Source organism: Bradyrhizobium sp. INPA03-11B, from assembly GCF_040446015.1.
Lineage (GTDB): Bacteria > Pseudomonadota > Alphaproteobacteria > Rhizobiales > Xanthobacteraceae > Bradyrhizobium > Bradyrhizobium macuxiense_A.
On the sequence record NZ_JASGSR010000043.1, the window covers coordinates 13,310 to 30,218 of the forward strand.

Below are 16,909 nucleotides of genomic sequence, written 5' to 3' on the forward strand. Positions count from 1 at the left end.
TCCTTCGTGGAACGGTCGATTCAATGCGTGAGAATGTCGGCGAGGATGGGTGCGATGTAGCGGCGAAACTGCTCCGGATTCTCGCTCATCGGAAAATGACCGAGCTGCTCCATGATCGTGACGCTGGCGCCCCCTATAGCCGCTGCTGTCCGCCTCGTGTCCTCGGGCGTGCAGGAGAAATCATACTCGCCCGTGAGCAAATAGAGCTTGCATACTTTAGTATCGATTGACGCGACCCGGCCGCGCAGGTCGCCATCGACACGGTAGAAATACAGGTCGCCCTTGAACACGCCGGGACCGCCCTGCTTGTAGCCCCACAGCGTTTCCATCCGCGCAGCTTCGGGGCTCTGCGGCGCGATCAGCCCCGACACCAGCGCTGCGCAGACTTCGCCGCCGTGAACGTCCGGACGGTTCAGCCAGTCGGTGTCATACCACGGCGTCTGGAAATCGGCAGCCTCGAGCCCGATCAGCGCGCGGAACTCGGCGGCATGTTCGATCGCGAGGTTGAGCACGATGCGGCCGCCGATCGAGCAGCCCATCACGACGGGCTTCTCCAGCCCCAATGCACGACAGAAGGCGCGGATGGTCTCGGTGTAGCGCGCGGTGGTGAGTTGGTATTCATCGCCGGTCCAGCTTTTCGGCGGATTCGACTTGCCATGCCAGGGCATATCGAAGGCAATGACGCGGAAATTTTCGGCAAATTGCGCATCCGCGAGCAGATGCCGCCACTGCCGCGCATCTGATCCCGCGGTGTGCAGGCAGACCAACGGGATGCCCGTGCCGTTCTCCTCGAAATAGATGCGGTGCAGCTCGCCGCCGATCTCGACGTGAACGTAGCGGCCGACCATCGGCTCGACGGTGCCGTTCGTGATAGTGCCGTTCATGAGGCGGCCGCCGCGAAATGCTGCCGCGGCAGCGCCAGCAGGTCCTTGAAGTATTGCAGATGCGCCATGAAGGGATGCAGATCGCCTTCCAGCACCGCCTCGCCGCGCTTGGTCAGCGCCAGCAGATCGTGCCAGCCGGGTTTCGGCTCGGCCTGCCAATAGGCGGCCCAGGCCTGCGGCGTCGCGCGATAGCAAAAGCGCCACGAGCGCATCAGGACCGGCGAAGGCACGAGCTCGACGATGCGCCCGGTGCGGATCGCGGCATGAAACGGCCGCGCCATCGGGCCGATCAGGCAGTCGCAATCGAGCAGCCGGCCGCGCGAGACCAGCCGAGGCGCCTGGTCGAGCAATGCGGGAAGGCCGGCAAACGCCGTCGTCACAGCGTCGTCGGTGGCGTCAGGCGATAGCGTCATCTTGTTGGGCAGGTTTCCTCGGCGAGCGCGGCCATGATGACGGCAACCGCCCGTTCTCGCAAGCCGCTGACGCCCTTGGGTTCCTCAGATTAATCGCTTGATTAAACGGATCCGCCCGGTCAGCGCGCAGGCCGGAACGCCCAAAGCCCCTGCTGCCAGGAACTGCCAAATCCGGACGCGCAATCCGGTCAGCTTATAGCCTTCGCCGACCGCACGTTCTTCGGCGCCTGGGCCATCGCGCGGGCCAGCACCTGGGCTTCCTTCTTCAGCATGTCGGCAAGCTCGCTCTCGCGGCGGCGGATGCGGTCGGTGGCGGCACCGATCGACAGCGCGGCGACCACCTCGCCGGCATCGTCGCGGACCGGAACGCCGACACCACCCATGCCGGGGAATGCAGCGTCGAGCAGCACGGTGTGGCCGGCCTTGCGCGCCACCGCGATCCGCTCGCGCAGGAATTTTGGCGTGATGCGCGGCGACTTCGCCAGCCGCGGCACGATCACCTCGATCACGGCCTCGATCTCGGCATCCGGCAGCCAGACCAACAGCGCCAGCGCACCGGCGCCGACACCGAGCGGACGGCGGCTGCCGATCTGCAGATAGTTCGGTTGCAGCGGGTGGCTGCCGACCGAGCGCGCCAGATACAGCGCCTCGACGCCGGATCGTACCGACAACAGCGCCGTGTCGGCCGACCGCTCCGACAGCCGCAACAGGCTCGGCTGCGCCAGCTCGGCGATGTCGACCGAGCGGCGCGCGCCGACCGCCATCACCCGCGCCTCCTGGCCGAGCTCATAGGTCTTGGCGCCTGCGACCCGGCTGACGAAGCCTTCCTCGATCAGCGAGTTGAGGATGCGCAGCGCGGTCGCCTTGTTCAGCGAGGTGGTGTCGGCGATGTCGGTCAGCCGCAGCGGCGAGCGCTGCGCCAGCACCCGCAGGATCGCGCAGACCTTCTGGATCGCGTTGAACTTGTCGGGTTGACCCGGCTCCGGCTGTGGCCTCTTGCGGCTGGTCCGTGCGGTCGCAGTCGTGGAGGCGTTCATGCCCTGGCCTTCCTTGCCTCAATTCCAATTCGTGAACCGGGCACGAAGAGATGCGCCCGGCGGACATCATCCTAAAACGGATGATGTGCAGCGGACACCGTATACTTTCGTCAGATGAAACTATGATATAGACTATCGACGCTGCTTTGCAGCAATAGCGACATTCGAATTTCGTTTCACGAAATCAGGCGCCATTTGAGCATGATCATCTCGAAAAACCGCTTCGCACTTTTTCGGATCATGCGAGCCGCATCCTTCGAATGGTGAAGAGAGCGCCGAGGCTGAGGATGCAGACCGCGGTGAGATAATAGCCCGGCGCGAGCTCGCCGATCAGCGCAAAGCCGCCCATCCAGGTCATGATCGCCGGCCCCATGCCGCCGAACAATGTGACGCCGATATTGTAGCTGAGACCGAGCCCGGTCGCACGCGTCGCCGGCGGAAACAGCTCCGACATCAACGCGGCCAGCGGCCCGTAATACAGCGATTTGAGCACGCCGAGCCAGAGCACGCCGAGCAGGATGATGGTCGGCGTCGGCTTACCGGTGAGCAGCAGGAAGGCCGGGAAGATCGAGACCAGCAGCAGCAGCGCAAACAGGATCATGTGCGTGGTGCGTCCGATCTTGTCGGAGACAAAGCCCGCGATCGGCGCAAGCAGCGCGACCGCGGTCTGCGCGACCAGCGCCGCCATGAATCCGACCGTCGGCGGCAGGTTCAGCGTCTTCACCACGTAGGTCGGCATGTAGACGATCAAATAATTCACCGCGGTCGACACCGCGAGCGCGCCGATCGCGAGAATCGTGGCGAGCTTCTGCCGCGCGAGCACTTCGCTGACCGGCGAATCCTGCTTTCCAGCGACCGGGGGCGGCGTTGCGTCATCGACATAGTTTCGGATGTAGATGCCGACCGGGCCGATCAGCACGCCGAACAGGAACGGCAGCCGCCAGCCCCAGGACTGCAGATCCTCCGGGCTCATCACCGACGTCAGCAGCGCGCCGAAGCCGGCGCCGAGCAGGCCGCTGACGCCCTGGCTCGCGAACTGCCAGCTCGCGACAAAGCCGCGCCGCTCCGGCATGTGCTCGACCAGGAACGCGGTCGAGGAACCGAACTCGCCGCCCGCGGAGAAGCCCTGCACCAGCCGCGCCAGCATCACCGCGATCGGCGCCAGGATGCCGATGGTCTCAAAGGTCGGCATCAGCGCAAGGACCAGCGTGCCAAAGGTCATCAGCACGATCGACAGCATCAGCGACGCCTTGCGGCCGTGCCGGTCGGCATAGGCGCCGAGCACGACGCCGCCGATCGGGCGGATCAGGAACGACAGGCCAAAACCGCCGAAGGTCAGCAGCAGCGAGGTGGTCGGATCATTGGCCGGGAAGAACGCCTTGGAGAGGTAGACCGCGAAATAGGCGTAGACCGAGATGTCGTACCATTCGAGCGCATTGCCGACCGAGGTCGCGACAATCAGGCGGGTGATGTTTTTCTTAGTGGTGGCGTCGGCCGGGCTATTGAAGGGCGTCGATAGTGCCATCTGCATTCCTTGGCCATTTCAGGCGTTGCTTCGCTTCACCTCTCCCCGCCTGCGGGGAGAGGTCGGATTGCATCGTCAGATGCAATCCGGGTGAGGGGGTACAGGTCTCACGTCGATCACACGTGTGGAGAGAAGCCCCTCACCCCACCCTCTCCCCGCAAGAGCGGGGCGAGGGAGCCATCCAGTCTTTGCTTTGCACAACAACGCGCGTCACTTGCGTGGCGTCTCGCCGAGATCCCAGAACAGGCCGGCCATGATGGTCAGCGCCTCCTCGGTCACCGGCAACAGGATGTGCTCATCGGGCGCGTGCTGCGAGCAGCCTGGATAGGAATGCGGCACCCAGATCGTCGGCAGGCCGAGACCTTCGGAGAACACGTCGTTGGGCAGCGAGCCGCCGAAGTTCGGCAGCACCGCCGGCGCCTTGCCTGTCGTGGTGCGGATCGAGTTCGCCGCCCAGTCGATCCACGGGCTGTCCATGTCGGTGCGCGAGGCGCCAAAGCGCTGCGCGCCGGAGACCTCGACCATCGGAAAGCCGTTCCTGTGCAGATAGTCGCGCACCCCATCGATCACTTCGAGATATTTCGTGCCGACCACGAAGCGCAGTTGCAGCACCGCGTTGGCATGGCCGGGAATCGCGTTGGCCGGCTTGTCGATATTGCCCGACGACATCGCCAGCACTTCCAGCGTGTTCCAGGCATAGAGCCGCTCGGCCGCGGTCAGGCCCTCCTCGCCCCAACCCTCCGCCAGCTGAGGTTCGTCCGGCGTCGGCTTGATCTCGACGTCGGCGAGTGCGGCGCGGACCCGGTTCGAGATCGGTGGCGGTTTCAGGATCTCGAGCTTCATACGGCCCTTGCCGTCGACCAGGCTCGCGATCGCGTTCACCAGGATCGTGGCGGGATTGGCCAGCACGCCGCCCCAATTGCCGGAATGGTTGCCACCCTCGCGCAGGTTGACGTCGAGATGGATGCGGTTGCCGCCGCGGCAGCCGAGGAAGATGGTCGGCCGCTCCGCCGACAGCCGCGGCCCGTCGGAGGCAATGAACAGATCGGCCTTCAGCTCCTCGCGATGCGCCTCGCAGACCTCGCGCAGATCGGGCGAGCCGATCTCCTCGCCGGTCTCGATGATGAACTTGGCGTTGAAGCCGAGCTTGCCGCCGCGCGCCTGCTTCACTGCCCGCAGCGCGGCCATGTTGATCGAATGCTGGCCCTTGTTGTCGGCGGTGCCGCGGCCATAGACGCGGTCGCCCTTGACGGTGGTCTGCCAGGGATTGAGCCCGTCGCGCCACTCGCCGACCATGCCGTCGACGACGTCGCCATGGCCGTAGGTCAGCACGGTCGGCCGCGCGGCATCTTCCTGGTAGTCGGCGATCAGATAGGGCCCGCGGCCGGTGGGCGACTCGATCAGCCGGGTCTTGAAATCGAGCTCAGCAAAGGCCGGCTGCAGATTCTCGACCAGATAGGCGCGCAACGCATCGGCCCTGTCGGCGTTGAGGCTTTCGGTCTGATAGCCGACCCTGCGGTCCAGCTCCTTCAGGAATTGTCCCGATTGAAAATGCTCCCGCACGTTTGCGATTGCGTCGGCCCGTGTCGCCATGATTGTTCCTTCGTCCGGTCGCGTCTTGGCATGATCCCGTCGGATCGCTGCGTCGCACATCCGGATCATGCTTCTGGAGGCCGGCAACCTATCGGGATCGGCCCGCCACCGGAAGGGTGTGAATCGAGAAGGGGCCTTGCCAAAACGTGGGAAGTCGCAACAAGTTGATGGTGGGACGCCCGGCATCGGACCGGGCAGCAATCGAAGCGGCGCTCAAGGTTTCGACCAAGGTTTCGACAATGACAAAACAAATCCGGCTCAACGCCTTTGCCATGAACTGCGTGGCGCATCAGTCGCCGGGGCTATGGACCCATCCGCGCGACCGCACCAAGGACTACAACAAGCTGTCCTACTGGACCGATCTGGCGAAGACGCTGGAGCGCGGCCGGTTCGACGGTCTGTTCCTCGCCGATGTGCTCGGCGTCTATGACGTGTACGCCGGCAATCCGGATGCGGCGCTGCGCAACGCGGCGCAGACCCCGGCCAACGAGCCGCTGATGCTGATCCCGGCGATGGCCGCGGTGACCGAAAATCTCGGCTTCGGCGTCACCAGCAATCTCTCCTTCGAGCCGCCCTACCCGTTCGCGCGGCGGATGTCGACGCTCGACCATCTGACCAATGGCCGGGTCGGCTGGAATGTGGTGACCGGCTATCTCGATAGTGCCGCGCGCGGCGCCGGCAAGGACAAGCAGACCGCGCATGACGACCGCTACGAGCTCGCCGACGAATATATGGAGCTGGTTTACAAGCTCTGGGAAGGCAGCTGGGAGGACGACGCCGCGATCCGCGACGTCGCGCGCGGCATCTTCACCGATCCCAAGAAGGTGCATCGGGTGCAGCACGAGGGCAACAACTACCGGCTCAACGCGATCCATCTGTCGGAGCCGTCGCCGCAACGCACGCCGGTGCTCTACCAGGCCGGCACCTCGCCGCGCGGCCGGCAGTTCGCCGCCGAGCATGCCGAATGCGTGTTCATGTCGGGGCCGTCGGCGAAGGTGATCGGCCCGCGCGTCTCGGCGATCCGCGAGCTCGCCGCCGCGAAAGGCCGCAACGCCGCCGAGATCTTGATGTTCTCGATGATGTGCGTCGTGGTCGCGCCGACCGAGGCCGAGGCGAAAGCGAAATACGCCGAGTATCGCAGCCATATCAGCCATGAGGGCGCGCTGGCGCTGATGTCGGGCTGGACCGGCGTCGACTTCTCGACCTACTCGCTCGACCAGGAGGTGCGGCACGTGCAGAACGACGCCGGTCGCTCCGCGATGGACAACGTCACCCGCGCCGATCCTGACAGGGTCTGGACCGTGCGCGAGGTCGCCGAGCATGTCGGCATCGGCGGCGCCGGCCCCGTGGTGGTCGGCACGCCGGAGCAGGTCGCCGACAAGATCGAGCAGTGGTTCGAGGACACCGACGTCGACGGCCTCAACGTCGCCTTCGCGATCTCGCCCGGCGACTTCGAGGATATCGCCGACATGCTGGTGCCCGAGCTCGTCAAGCGCGGCCGCTACAAGCGGGAGTACGCCAAGGGCACGCTGCGGGAGAAGCTGTTCGGTGCGGGGCGCGCCAAGCTGAACGACACGCATCCGGCGAGCCGGTATCGGGTGAAGAGAGGTGCGGCGGCGGAGTAGAGGATGCTCTTTCTTCCGTCATCCTGAGGAGCGCGCTCTTGCGCGCGTCTCGAAGGATCGACGGCCACCGGCGGGCCGTGCATCCTTCGAGACGCGCGTTCCGCGCTCCTCAGGATGACGGTGAGAGAGCCAGCGTGCGGCTCCTTCAATTCACCGAATTGCTCACCACCACCTCGATCAGCTTCGCACCCGGGCGGCTGAACGCCGACCTCAGCGTGCCCTTCAGCTCCTGCGGATCGGTGACCTTGATCGCCTCGAGCCCGAGCGAACGCGCAAGCGCGGTGAAATCGACCGGCGGATCGATGAAGTCCATGCCGACATAATTGTCGTCACCGTGGAAGGCGAGCAGGCGCTGCTTGATGATGCGGGAGCCGCCATTGTTCACGATCACGAAATTGAGCGGCAGCTTGTGGTTGGCTGCGGTCCACAGCGACTGGATCGAATACATCGACGAGCCGTCGCCGGAATAGCACACCACCGGACGCTGCGGATTGGCGAGGCTGACGCCGACCGCGGCCGGCAGGCCCCAGCCGATACCGCCCGACGCGAGCGCGTGATAGCCGTAGCGGTCGCGATGCGCGCGCAGCGCAATGATCTGGCGCGACGAGGTCAGGCCCTCGTCGACCAGAATCGCATTGTCGGGCATCGCCTCCACGACCTGCAATGCGAGCCAGTCCGGATCGATCGGCGAGGTCTGGCTCGCCTTCGAGATCTGCTCGACCAGCGCCTTGCGCTTCGCCGCCCAGTTCTTCGGTGCGAGCGCCGCCAGCCCCTGCTTGGCGCGCGTCTCCAGCGCGCCGCCGCCGAGCTCCTGCAATGCCGGGACCAGCGCACGCAGCGTTTCCTTGACGTCGGCCATGACCGCGATTTCGGCGCCATAATTCCTGGCGAGATCGCTGTCGACGAGGCCGACCTGCACGATCGAGAGCCCGTCCGGCAGCGGATCGACCTCGCTGTAGACCGACATCCGCAAGGGATCGCCGCCGAGCGCGATCAGAAGATCATGCGGTGCCAGCACGTCGCGCGCGACCTTCTGCAGCCGTGCGATGGCGCCCATGAAGCTCGGGCTTTCGGACAGGAAGTGCGCGCCATAGGGCGTCGACGATTGCCACGCCGGGCAGCCCAGCGTCTCGGCGAGATCGGCGGCCTCGCGCAGCGCGTCACTTTTCACAATCTCGTCGCCGACGACGATGACCGGGCGCTCGGCCTTGAGGATGCGTGCGGCCAGCGCCTTCAGCAAATCCTCCGACGGCCGGACGCGGGTGTCGACCCGGGTGGAGCGGCCGAGCTCGATGCCGGCCTCCGCATTGAGGATGTCGCCGGGCAACGAGATGAACACCGGTCCGGTGGGCGGCGTGGTCGCGATCTTGGCGGCGCGGCGCACGATGCGCGGCAGGTCTTCGAGCCGCGTCACCTCGACCGCCCATTTCACCAGGGGCGTGGCCATCTGCACCAGCGGGCCGAACAGCACCGGCTCGGTCAGGCCGTGGCCCTGCTCTTGCTGCCCGGCGGTCAGGATCAGCGGCGTGCCGGTGAAGCTCGCATTGTAGAGCGAGCCCATCGCATTGCCGAGGCCGGGCGCGACATGGACGTTGCAGGCGACCAGCTTGCCGGAGGCGCGGCTGAAGCCGTCGGCCATCGCGACGACCAGACTCTCCTGCATCGCCATCACATAGGTGAGATCGGGATGGTCCTTCAGCGCGTGCATGATCGGCAATTCGGTGGTGCCGGGATTGCCGAACAGATGCGTGACGCCTTCATCCTTCAGCAACGCCAAGAATGCCGAGCGGCCGGTGATGCGGTTCTTCATGTTCCCTCCAGGCCTGCCAGCGCGTTGGCCGACGGCAGGCGAGGAGATGACCAAACTTGCGCTTCGGGAGCAATCGAGCGGCCGGTCATGGCCGCATTCCGCAGGCGCGCGCCTGCCGTTGACCATGCGCGCACCATGATGATCGCAAGTTCCAGGAAACTTCGTCGGCGGGCAGCATCGAATTGCGCCGCCGACATTAACGCTACTTTAGCGAGAGTGCCCTAAAGCGGCGATTGTTTGCATCCATCGGGCAGGCAGAAAAGCACGCAGGGCCCGCAGGCGGCCCGCTTCGATCGCAGGACTCATTCATGGACGCGCTGGCGGCTTGGAACGGCACCAGGCTTGAGAGGGGACCAGGAACGATCAAGCTCGCGAAGCTGCGAATCTACCTCTTCCTGATCGCGTTCTCATCCCTGTACTACCTGGCGAACGGGCCGCTCCTGCTGGGCCACCTCGATTTGGGATGGCATCTCGCCGCCGGCGACCTGATCAGAGAGCGCGGCAATATCCCCTTCCAGGATCCGTGGTCTTTCACGCTCGGCGACAGGCAATGGTACAATCTCTCCTGGCTCTGGGACGTGATCGCCAGCGTCGTGTTTCAATACACGGGATGTACCGGTCTCACATTGGCAATCGTTGCATGTGGCGCCGTCATCACCGGATATCTTACATCCATCTGCCTGAGCAATGGCGCTTCGACGCTTGCGGTCGGCATTTCCGTTCTGGCCGCGTGCCTGCTCTATCCCGCTTTTGCGACCGCCCCGAATTCCTATCTCTCGGTGTCGCCAAACACCCCGACCATGTTGTTCTGCGTCATCTTCTACGCAGAGTGCTTGAAACGAACCCGATGGTTCTTGCTGCCTGTGATGATGGTGCTTTGGGCCAATCTACACGGCGGCTTCATGCTCGGGCTTTTCCTGATCGGTTTTTTTGGCGCCGTGTCCGTGCTCAGACGGGACTGGACCGGCCTTAGGATCTACAGTTTCGCAGCAACCGGCTGCCTTGTCGCCATCCTGATCAATCCTCTGGGCTGGCATATCTACAACGGCGTCGCGACCACGCTGGGCCACTTTGCGCAGGCGCACATCACCGAGTGGTGGTCTTACGCTGCGAACTTCACCATGCCGGGAAGCGTTCCCGGTATCATCTATATCGCCATCTTCATTGCGTTCGAGCTCCGCCACCCAGCGGCTTCGCTCGCTCCTCTGGAGTCGCGGCTGCTGGCCTGGCTGTTCCTGCTGCTGGGATTCTATCAATACAGATACATGTCGTTCTTCTTCATGTTCGCGACGGTGCCGCTGGCCCTCCACCTGGATCGGCTGCTGCCCAAGCGACTGAACGATCTCAAGGTCCAAGGCGCGTTGCTGGTTGCCGGCATCGTTGGAATGTGCGCGCTGCCGCTGACGCTGACATACGTCAAACCGGCGCTCGCGCTGCCGCAGCTGCTGTCGGAGCAGGATGCGCGCTATCTCCAGACGCATTTTCCGCATGCACGGCTGCTGAACCACTGGAACGTCGGCGGTCTTCTGATCTTCTACACGCGTGGTGCGGTGCCCGTATTCATCGATGGCCGGTCAGCTACCGCTTACCCCGACGAGCTGCTGCGCGACTATTTCAGCCTGATCAAATGGGAGATCGATGAGACCGCCTGGGACGCCGTCCTCGACAAGTACAAAATCGATACGGTGCTCTGGGTGAAGGCGCACGAACCTCTGAAGAAGTTCCTCGTGGACAGGAGGGGATGGACCGAGGAATACGCCGGAACGGACGAGGTCATCTACGTGAAGCACTGACGCGGCGCTGGTGCGTCCTGCTCGGAAGCTGACGAGCGCAGCTTGCGTCCTTTTGTGCATGATCTTTTCGGAAAACCGCTTCGCACTTTTCCGGATCATGCATCAGAACATCCCCTCGCGCTCGCTGCGCTTCTTCTTTTTCGAACGCTGCCAGACCACGCCGGGATAGCCCTTCAGCGGCACCAGCGGCTCGCCGGTGTAGGCCCATTCCTGCAATTCCTCGATCGCGATGTGATAGAGCGGCTGCCGACCGGTGCGCCCCGAAAACAGCGCGCGCGGGATGTTGACCATGTGCGGCGACCGCGCGCGCTCGTAGATAACAGGCGTGCCGCAATTGGCGCAGAAGCTGCGCACGGTCTTGCTCTTCGCATCCTCGTAGCGCGACAGCTCGCTCTCGCCTTGCGTGATGCGGAAGCGCTTCTTCCAGCTGCCGACATAGGTCGCGTAAACCGCGCCATGGGCGCGGCGGCTGGCGGCGGTGTGATCGTGCCAGGCCCAGCGCGCCGGCACATCGATCTCGAACCGGACCTTGCCGCACAGGCATTGACCGGCGGCAGGCTTCGCCAGCGCCACGGGTTTTGGCTTCTTGGTCGGCTCGAACTCGTCGTCCGGAAACATCTGTTATCACCGTCATTGCGAGCCAACGGGTCGCGCGAACGCGCGCCCGATGACAGACTCCGCGAAGCAATCCATTCATCCGCATGCGCGGAGCGATGGATTGCTTCGTCGCTTCGCTCCTCGCAATGACGGCGCGTCGTCTACGCCTGCGCCAGCTCGTCGTGCACGGGATAATCCGTGTAGCCCTTCTCCTCGCCGGCATAGAAGGTGGCGCGGTTGTACTTGGTCAGCGGATAACCGCGCTGCAGGCGGCGCGGCAGATCCGGGTTGGAGATGAAGTAGCGGCCGAATGCGATCGCATCGGCATGGCCCTCGGCAAGCGCGCGCTCTGCGCTGTCGCCGACGAAATTGCCGGCCGTGATCAGCACGCCGCTCCACATCGGGCGGTACAGCACCATCGCGGACGGCACGTTCTGCCAGTCGACCTCGGCGCGGCCAGTGCCGGAGGCGCGCGGCTCGATGAAATGCAGATAGGCGAGCCCGAACTTGTCCAGCGCCTTGATGGCGTGGCTGTAGAGCGACATCGGATCGGCCTCGCCGCTGCCATTGGCAATGCCGTAGGGCGAGAGCCGCACGCCGACGCGGTTGGCACCCCACACCTCGGTCACCGCCTGCGTCACTTCCAGCAGGAAGCGGACGCGGTTCTCGATCGAGCCGCCATATTGATCGGTGCGCACATTGCTGCGCGATTGCAGGAACTGCTCGATCAGATAGCCGTTGGCGCCGTGGATCTCGACGCCGTCGAAGCCGGCGGCGAGCGCGTTCTTCGCGCCCTCACGATAGGCCTCGACCATCAACGCGACCTCTTCGGTCTCGAGCGCGCGCGGCGTCTCGTACTCGACCACCTTGCCGTCCGCCGTCATGCATTTGAACTCGGAAGGGATCGCGACCGCCGACGGCGCCACCGGCAGCGCCCCGTCAGGCTGGAACGAGGAATGCGAGACGCGGCCGACGTGCCAGAGCTGCAGGAAGATCAGGCCGCCCTTGGCGTGCACGGCATCCACCACCTCGCGCCAGCCCGCGATCTGGGCCTCGCTGTAGATGCCGGGAACGCCGGGATTGCCGAAGCCGGTGGCGACCACGGGCGAAGCTTCCGCGATCAGCAGGCCGCCCGGCGTCGCGCGCTGCGCATAATATTCCGCGTTCATCGGCCGCGGCGCCAGACTCGGCCGCGCCGCCCGCATCCGCGTCAACGGCGCCATCACGACGCGGTGCTTCAGCTCATAGGGACCGACCTTGAGCGGCGAAAACAGCGACGAAGAAGTCATGCCTACCCCAAATATTCTTTGCGATTTCCCGTTATCTAACGGGTTCATCTTGTTCATAAAAGGAGGTAGTGGCAATCTGTTGCCGAGAGAAGGTCTCCCATGTCGAAATCGAGCGCCTCATCGCTCCCCTCCCTGAGCGTCCGCATCGACCTCGATGCCGAGGACCGGATCGGGCCGGGCAAGATCCTGCTGCTCGAGCAGATCAAGGAATGCGGCTCGATCTCGGCCGCCGGCCGCGCCATGGACATGAGCTACAAGCGCGCCTGGGACCTGGTCGACGAGATCAACCGCATCTGCCGGCAGGCGGCGGTGGAGCGCCAGACCGGCGGCAAGAACGGCGGCGGCGCGGTGCTGACCCCGTTCGGCCTCTCCCTGGTGGCGCGCTACCGCAAGATCGAACGCGACGCGGCGTCAGCCGTGCGCAAGGAGCTCGAGGCCCTGCGCAGCGACATCGGCAAGCCGAAGAAGGCCGCGGGGCGGTAAACGCGGGGGACCTGCGGCCGGCGCAGGGGCGCGTTGCGAAAATATCGAAAACAACCCTATGCAAAGGGAGCCGGGCGGCGGTGGGGCGCGGCTTGACACGCCGGGCAAATCAGGGTACATTTCTAATATTCAGAAATCGTGCAAGTACCCCTGCCCGCAAGCGCCGGGCAATCGCATACGGAAACGTTCGGTGTCGTCCCGTAGGCCGGGACCCATAACCCCAGGGAGCGGTTGCGGCGCCGGCGAACGACCACGAGTCTTCGTCAAACGAAATCCTGTGGTTATGGGTCCCGGATCTGCGCTCCGCTTCGCTGCGCTTGTCCGGGACGACGAAGTTCCTTTGCCATATGCGATCCCCTCCCCCGCAAGCGGGAGAGGGAGCGCAGTTGCTTTGCGGCTCTAGCTAGCCCGTCTTGATCCAGACTGCCTTGACGTTGAGATATTCCTCGACGTGCTGCTTGCCGGACTCGCGGCCGTAGCCGCTCATCTTGTAGCCGCCGAACGGCACCGCCGGGTCCATCGCCTGGTAGCAATTGACCCAGACCGAGCCGGCGCGCAGCGCCCTTGCGACCTGGTGCGCCTTGCTGACATTGGTGGTCCAGACGCCCGAGCCGAGGCCGAAGGTGGTGGCATTGGCGCGCTTGATCAGCTCGTCCGGATCCTTGAACGAGATCGCCGAGATCACCGGGCCGAAGATCTCCTCCTGCGCGATGCGCATGTTGTCCTGCACATTGGCGAACACGGTCGGCTGCACGAAATAGCCCTTCGACAGCGCGCCTTCGGTGAGGCGGCCGCCGCCGGCCAGCGCCTTGGCGCCTTCCTTCTGGCCGATGTCGAGATAGCCGGAGACGCGGTCCATCTGCTGCTGCGACACCAAGGGCCCGATCTGGGTGTTGGGGTCGAGGCCGTTGCCGACCTGCAGCTTCTTGCCGAACTCGGCGACACGGCCGACGAATTCGTCATAGACCCTCTGCTCGACGAACAGCCGGGTGCCGGCGCTGCAGATCTGGCCGGAATTGGCGAACACCGCCATCGCAGCTCCCGGCACCGCGGCGTCGAGGTCGGCGTCGGCGAACACGATGTCCGGCGACTTGCCGCCGAGCTCGAGCGAGACGCGTTTGAGGTTGCCGGCCGAGGCACGGATGATCGACTGTCCCGTAACGTGCGAGCCGGTGAAGGCAACCTTGTCGACATCGGGATGCGAGGCGAGCGCGGCGCCCGCGGTCTCGCCATAGCCCGGCACGACGTTGACGACCCCAGGCGGAATGCCGGCCTCCATGCAGAGCTCGCCGATGCGCAGCGAGGTCAGCGGCGATTCCTCGGCCGGCTTCAGCACCACGGTGCACCCGGTCGCGATCGCCGGGCCGATCTTCCAGATCGAGGCGGTCAGCGGCCCGTTCCAGGGGATGATGGCGCCGACCACGCCGATCGGCTCCTTCAGCGTGTAGGAGAAGATCTCGCCGGGCAGCGAGTTCTCGATGGTTTCGCCGTGGATCGCGGTGGCCTGGCCTGCGTAATAGCGCAGCATGCCGAGCGAGCGGAGCCGGTTGCCGCGGGTGCGACTGATCGGCGCGCCCATGTCGAGCGTGTCGAGCTGGGACAGCTCCTCGAAATTGGCCTCGACCAGCTCGGCGAGCTTGAGCAGCATGTTCTGCCGCTCGAACGGCTTCACCTTGCTCCACGGTCCTTCGAACGCGCGGCGCGCCGCCGCAACCGCGCGGTTGATGTCCTCGGCGTCGCCCTCGGCGACAGTCGCGAGCAATTCACCAGTGGCGGGATTGTGGGTTTCGAATTTCTTGCCGGAGGCGGCGTCGATCCATTTGCCGTCGATCAGCATCTTCTTGTAGGAGCCGTCGGCATAAGGATGGCGCGTGATCGGAATAGCCTGTGAAACAGCCATGTTTGCACTCCCTGTCAAATTGTCGGCTGAGGTCTTTTGGAGGCGTTATATCGGTAATTCTACAGCGCAGGCGCGAAACCGTAAAGCGGAGCCGGCGTTGTCGAGGGCAGCGCGCATGAAAACCTCCCATGCGCCTGTGTCGTGCGCGCGATATGCTATAGCATGATGGAATTAGGTTGAACCTGGATCGGCAGCGGAGGTTCACCTCTCCCTTGGGAGAGGTCGGCGCGTAGCGACGGGTGAGGGGTTACGGTCTCTCGTTAGAGCTGCGTCCCCTCACCCGATTTGCTTCGCAAATCGACCTCTCCCAAGGGAGAGGTGAAGCAGCGCGTAGCCGAAGCAATTCGATCACAATTCATCAGGCTCTAGCTTGCCGATGTCAGCCAAAGATGTGTCCGGAGACGAGCGATGCCCCACCCCGTGATATCAGCCAATCATGTTGCCGTGATCACCGGAGGCGCGTCCGGCATCGGGCTTGCCGCAGCGAGGCGGTTCGCCGAAGCCGGCATGAAGGTCTGCATCGTCGATCTCGGCGATGACACGCTGAAGGCGGCTGCGGCAAAATTGTCATCGGCGGCACGCGGCGGCGCGGCCGATATCATGACGGCTGCGGTCGACGTCAGCCGCGCGGACGAGGTCGCAAATCTCGAAGCCGCCGTCGCGAAGAAATTCGGCGGCACCGACATCCTGATGAACAATGCCGGCATCCAGCCCGGCAGCGCGATGTTCGGGCCCGCGGACAATTGGCAGCGCATCCTTGGCGTCAATCTGTGGGGCGTGATCAACGGAACGCAGGCGTTTACGCCCAACATGATCAAGCGCGGGCGGCCGGGGCTGGTCATCAACACCGGCTCCAAGCAGGGCATCACCACGCCGCCGGGCGATCCCACCTACAATGTCTCCAAGGCCGGCGTGAAGGCGTTCACCGAGGCGCTACAACACGAGCTGCGCAACACCGACGGCTGCAAGCTCACGGCGCATCTGTTGATCCCGGGCTTTGTCTTCACCGGGCTGACCGCGCGCGGCCGCACCGAGAAGCCGGCCGCAGCCTGGACGGCGGAACAGACCGTCGACTTCATGATCGAGCACCTCGAAGCCGGCGATTTCTATATCCTCTGCCCCGACAATGACGTGCCGCGCGCGCTCGACGAGCGCCGCATCCTGTGGGCCGCCGGCGACATCGTCGAGAACCGCCCGCCGCTGTCGCGCTGGCACAAGGATTACGGCGATGCGTTCGCCGCGTTCGTGAAGGGGAAGTAAGAGGAGAATCGTAGGATGGGTGGAGCGAAGCGATACCCATCATCTCTCCTGCGGCGCACAATTTGATGGGTATCGCTTCGCTCCACCCATCCTACGCACTTTCTCAATTCGCCCGCACCCGCACCGGCGTCGCCGTCGGCGCCACCAGCGCCTCGCCGAGCTCGTTCTGCTGCGCGCGCGGGATCGAGAAGCAGACGCTGAAACCGTCCGAGGTCTTGAGCGTCATCATGCCCTGGGCCGGATCGGTCGACTGCTCGATCACCCATGAATCCAGCGGATAGGCATAGCGCAGCGTCTGGTCGCCAAAGCGGGTCTGCAACGCCTTGCTGATCAGCCCGGGCAAGGTCATGACCAGCGCGCCGACCTGGTTGATCGACAGCCGGATCGTTGCGGGCTCGCCCTTGCCGTCGACGAATCCCAGCGAAATGGCGCAGCCGTCGGGCGCGACTTCGCAGGTGGTGAGCTCCTGGGTTTCGATCTGCATACCGGCACTCCGGATCATCGTTATATTCGATCTAATATATCGATAGGACAACAAGCGTCCAGCCCCAAGTATAGAGGCCGCGCGTCCGGCACACTCGCGGGCGGCGTTAGAATACATTGAAGCGTGCGCCGCTCCGGTTGACGCCGGGCCGGCAACGGCGAATAAAATGTTCGCGAAGCCAAGGCGCACTTTCTTCGACATTTTCCTAGGGATTCA

At 64.6% G+C, this 16,909-nt stretch carries 14 protein-coding genes; 4 read left to right on the forward strand and 10 right to left on the reverse strand.

The genetic code is table 11. The features are described from left to right. Positions 1 to 20: 20 nt before the first annotated feature. The 5 genes from QMZ05_RS19520 to QMZ05_RS19540 form a co-directional block, all read right to left on the reverse strand. Positions 21 to 884 (reverse strand): alpha/beta hydrolase, encoded by an 864-nt coding sequence (locus tag QMZ05_RS19520; protein ID WP_353702222.1) that lies wholly within the window; start codon positions 882 to 884, stop codon positions 21 to 23. Further along, on the reverse strand, positions 881 to 1,297 hold the full coding sequence (locus QMZ05_RS19525) for a hypothetical protein (RefSeq protein WP_353702223.1): 417 nt from the start codon (positions 1,295 to 1,297) through the stop codon (positions 881 to 883). Before QMZ05_RS19525 ends, QMZ05_RS19520 begins: the two co-directional genes overlap by 4 nt. A gap of 188 nt (positions 1,298 to 1,485) precedes the next feature. After that, complete coding sequence (locus QMZ05_RS19530) at positions 1,486 to 2,334, reverse strand: IclR family transcriptional regulator (RefSeq protein ID WP_353702224.1); 849 nt, start codon at positions 2,332 to 2,334, stop codon at positions 1,486 to 1,488. Positions 2,335 to 2,572: 238 nt separating this feature from the next. Continuing rightward, the gene (locus QMZ05_RS19535; RefSeq protein ID WP_353702225.1) at positions 2,573 to 3,859 is read right to left on the reverse strand and encodes an MFS transporter; all 1,287 of its coding nucleotides are present in this window, start codon (positions 3,857 to 3,859) and stop codon (positions 2,573 to 2,575) included. A 210-nt stretch (positions 3,860 to 4,069) separates the two neighbouring features. Next, positions 4,070 to 5,452: a M20 family metallopeptidase gene (locus QMZ05_RS19540; protein WP_353702226.1), complete on the reverse strand. Its 1,383-nt coding sequence runs from the start codon at positions 5,450 to 5,452 to the stop codon at positions 4,070 to 4,072. 239 nt (positions 5,453 to 5,691) lie between these two features. Here QMZ05_RS19540 and QMZ05_RS19545 point away from each other — a divergent pair, with 239 nt between their 5' ends. Next, positions 5,692 to 7,077: an LLM class flavin-dependent oxidoreductase gene (locus QMZ05_RS19545; RefSeq protein ID WP_353702227.1), complete on the forward strand. Its 1,386-nt coding sequence runs from the start codon at positions 5,692 to 5,694 to the stop codon at positions 7,075 to 7,077. Between the two features lie 145 nt (positions 7,078 to 7,222). Here QMZ05_RS19545 and QMZ05_RS19550 read toward each other — a convergent pair whose 3' ends face one another. Further along, the gene (locus QMZ05_RS19550; RefSeq protein WP_353702228.1) at positions 7,223 to 8,887 is read right to left on the reverse strand and encodes a thiamine pyrophosphate-binding protein; all 1,665 of its coding nucleotides are present in this window, start codon (positions 8,885 to 8,887) and stop codon (positions 7,223 to 7,225) included. A gap of 308 nt (positions 8,888 to 9,195) precedes the next feature. On the opposite strand from QMZ05_RS19550, the gene QMZ05_RS19555 reads away from it, so the two are divergent. After that, positions 9,196 to 10,680: a hypothetical protein gene (locus QMZ05_RS19555; protein WP_353702229.1), complete on the forward strand. Its 1,485-nt coding sequence runs from the start codon at positions 9,196 to 9,198 to the stop codon at positions 10,678 to 10,680. Positions 10,681 to 10,782: 102 nt separating this feature from the next. Here QMZ05_RS19555 and QMZ05_RS19560 read toward each other — a convergent pair whose 3' ends face one another. Together QMZ05_RS19560 and QMZ05_RS19565 are read right to left on the reverse strand one after the other, a co-directional pair. Next, positions 10,783 to 11,298 (reverse strand): GFA family protein, encoded by a 516-nt coding sequence (locus QMZ05_RS19560; protein WP_353702230.1) that lies wholly within the window; start codon positions 11,296 to 11,298, stop codon positions 10,783 to 10,785. A gap of 140 nt (positions 11,299 to 11,438) precedes the next feature. After that, the gene (locus QMZ05_RS19565) at positions 11,439 to 12,566 is read right to left on the reverse strand and encodes an alkene reductase (RefSeq protein ID WP_353702231.1); all 1,128 of its coding nucleotides are present in this window, start codon (positions 12,564 to 12,566) and stop codon (positions 11,439 to 11,441) included. A gap of 99 nt (positions 12,567 to 12,665) precedes the next feature. On the opposite strand from QMZ05_RS19565, the gene QMZ05_RS19570 reads away from it, so the two are divergent. After that, positions 12,666 to 13,049, forward strand: coding sequence for a winged helix-turn-helix domain-containing protein (locus QMZ05_RS19570; protein ID WP_279710512.1), 384 nt, complete (start codon positions 12,666 to 12,668; stop codon positions 13,047 to 13,049). A gap of 403 nt (positions 13,050 to 13,452) precedes the next feature. On the opposite strand, the gene QMZ05_RS19575 is transcribed toward QMZ05_RS19570, so the two are convergent. Beyond that, on the reverse strand, positions 13,453 to 14,949 hold the full coding sequence (locus tag QMZ05_RS19575; RefSeq protein WP_353702232.1) for an aldehyde dehydrogenase family protein: 1,497 nt from the start codon (positions 14,947 to 14,949) through the stop codon (positions 13,453 to 13,455). Positions 14,950 to 15,357: 408 nt separating this feature from the next. Here QMZ05_RS19575 and QMZ05_RS19580 point away from each other — a divergent pair, with 408 nt between their 5' ends. Then, positions 15,358 to 16,209, forward strand: coding sequence for an SDR family NAD(P)-dependent oxidoreductase (locus QMZ05_RS19580; RefSeq protein WP_353702233.1), 852 nt, complete (start codon positions 15,358 to 15,360; stop codon positions 16,207 to 16,209). A gap of 103 nt (positions 16,210 to 16,312) precedes the next feature. Here the strand turns inward: QMZ05_RS19580 and QMZ05_RS19585 are convergent, their stop codons facing one another. Further along, the gene (locus QMZ05_RS19585; RefSeq protein WP_353702234.1) at positions 16,313 to 16,693 is read right to left on the reverse strand and encodes a hypothetical protein; all 381 of its coding nucleotides are present in this window, start codon (positions 16,691 to 16,693) and stop codon (positions 16,313 to 16,315) included. Positions 16,694 to 16,909 lie beyond the last annotated feature (216 nt).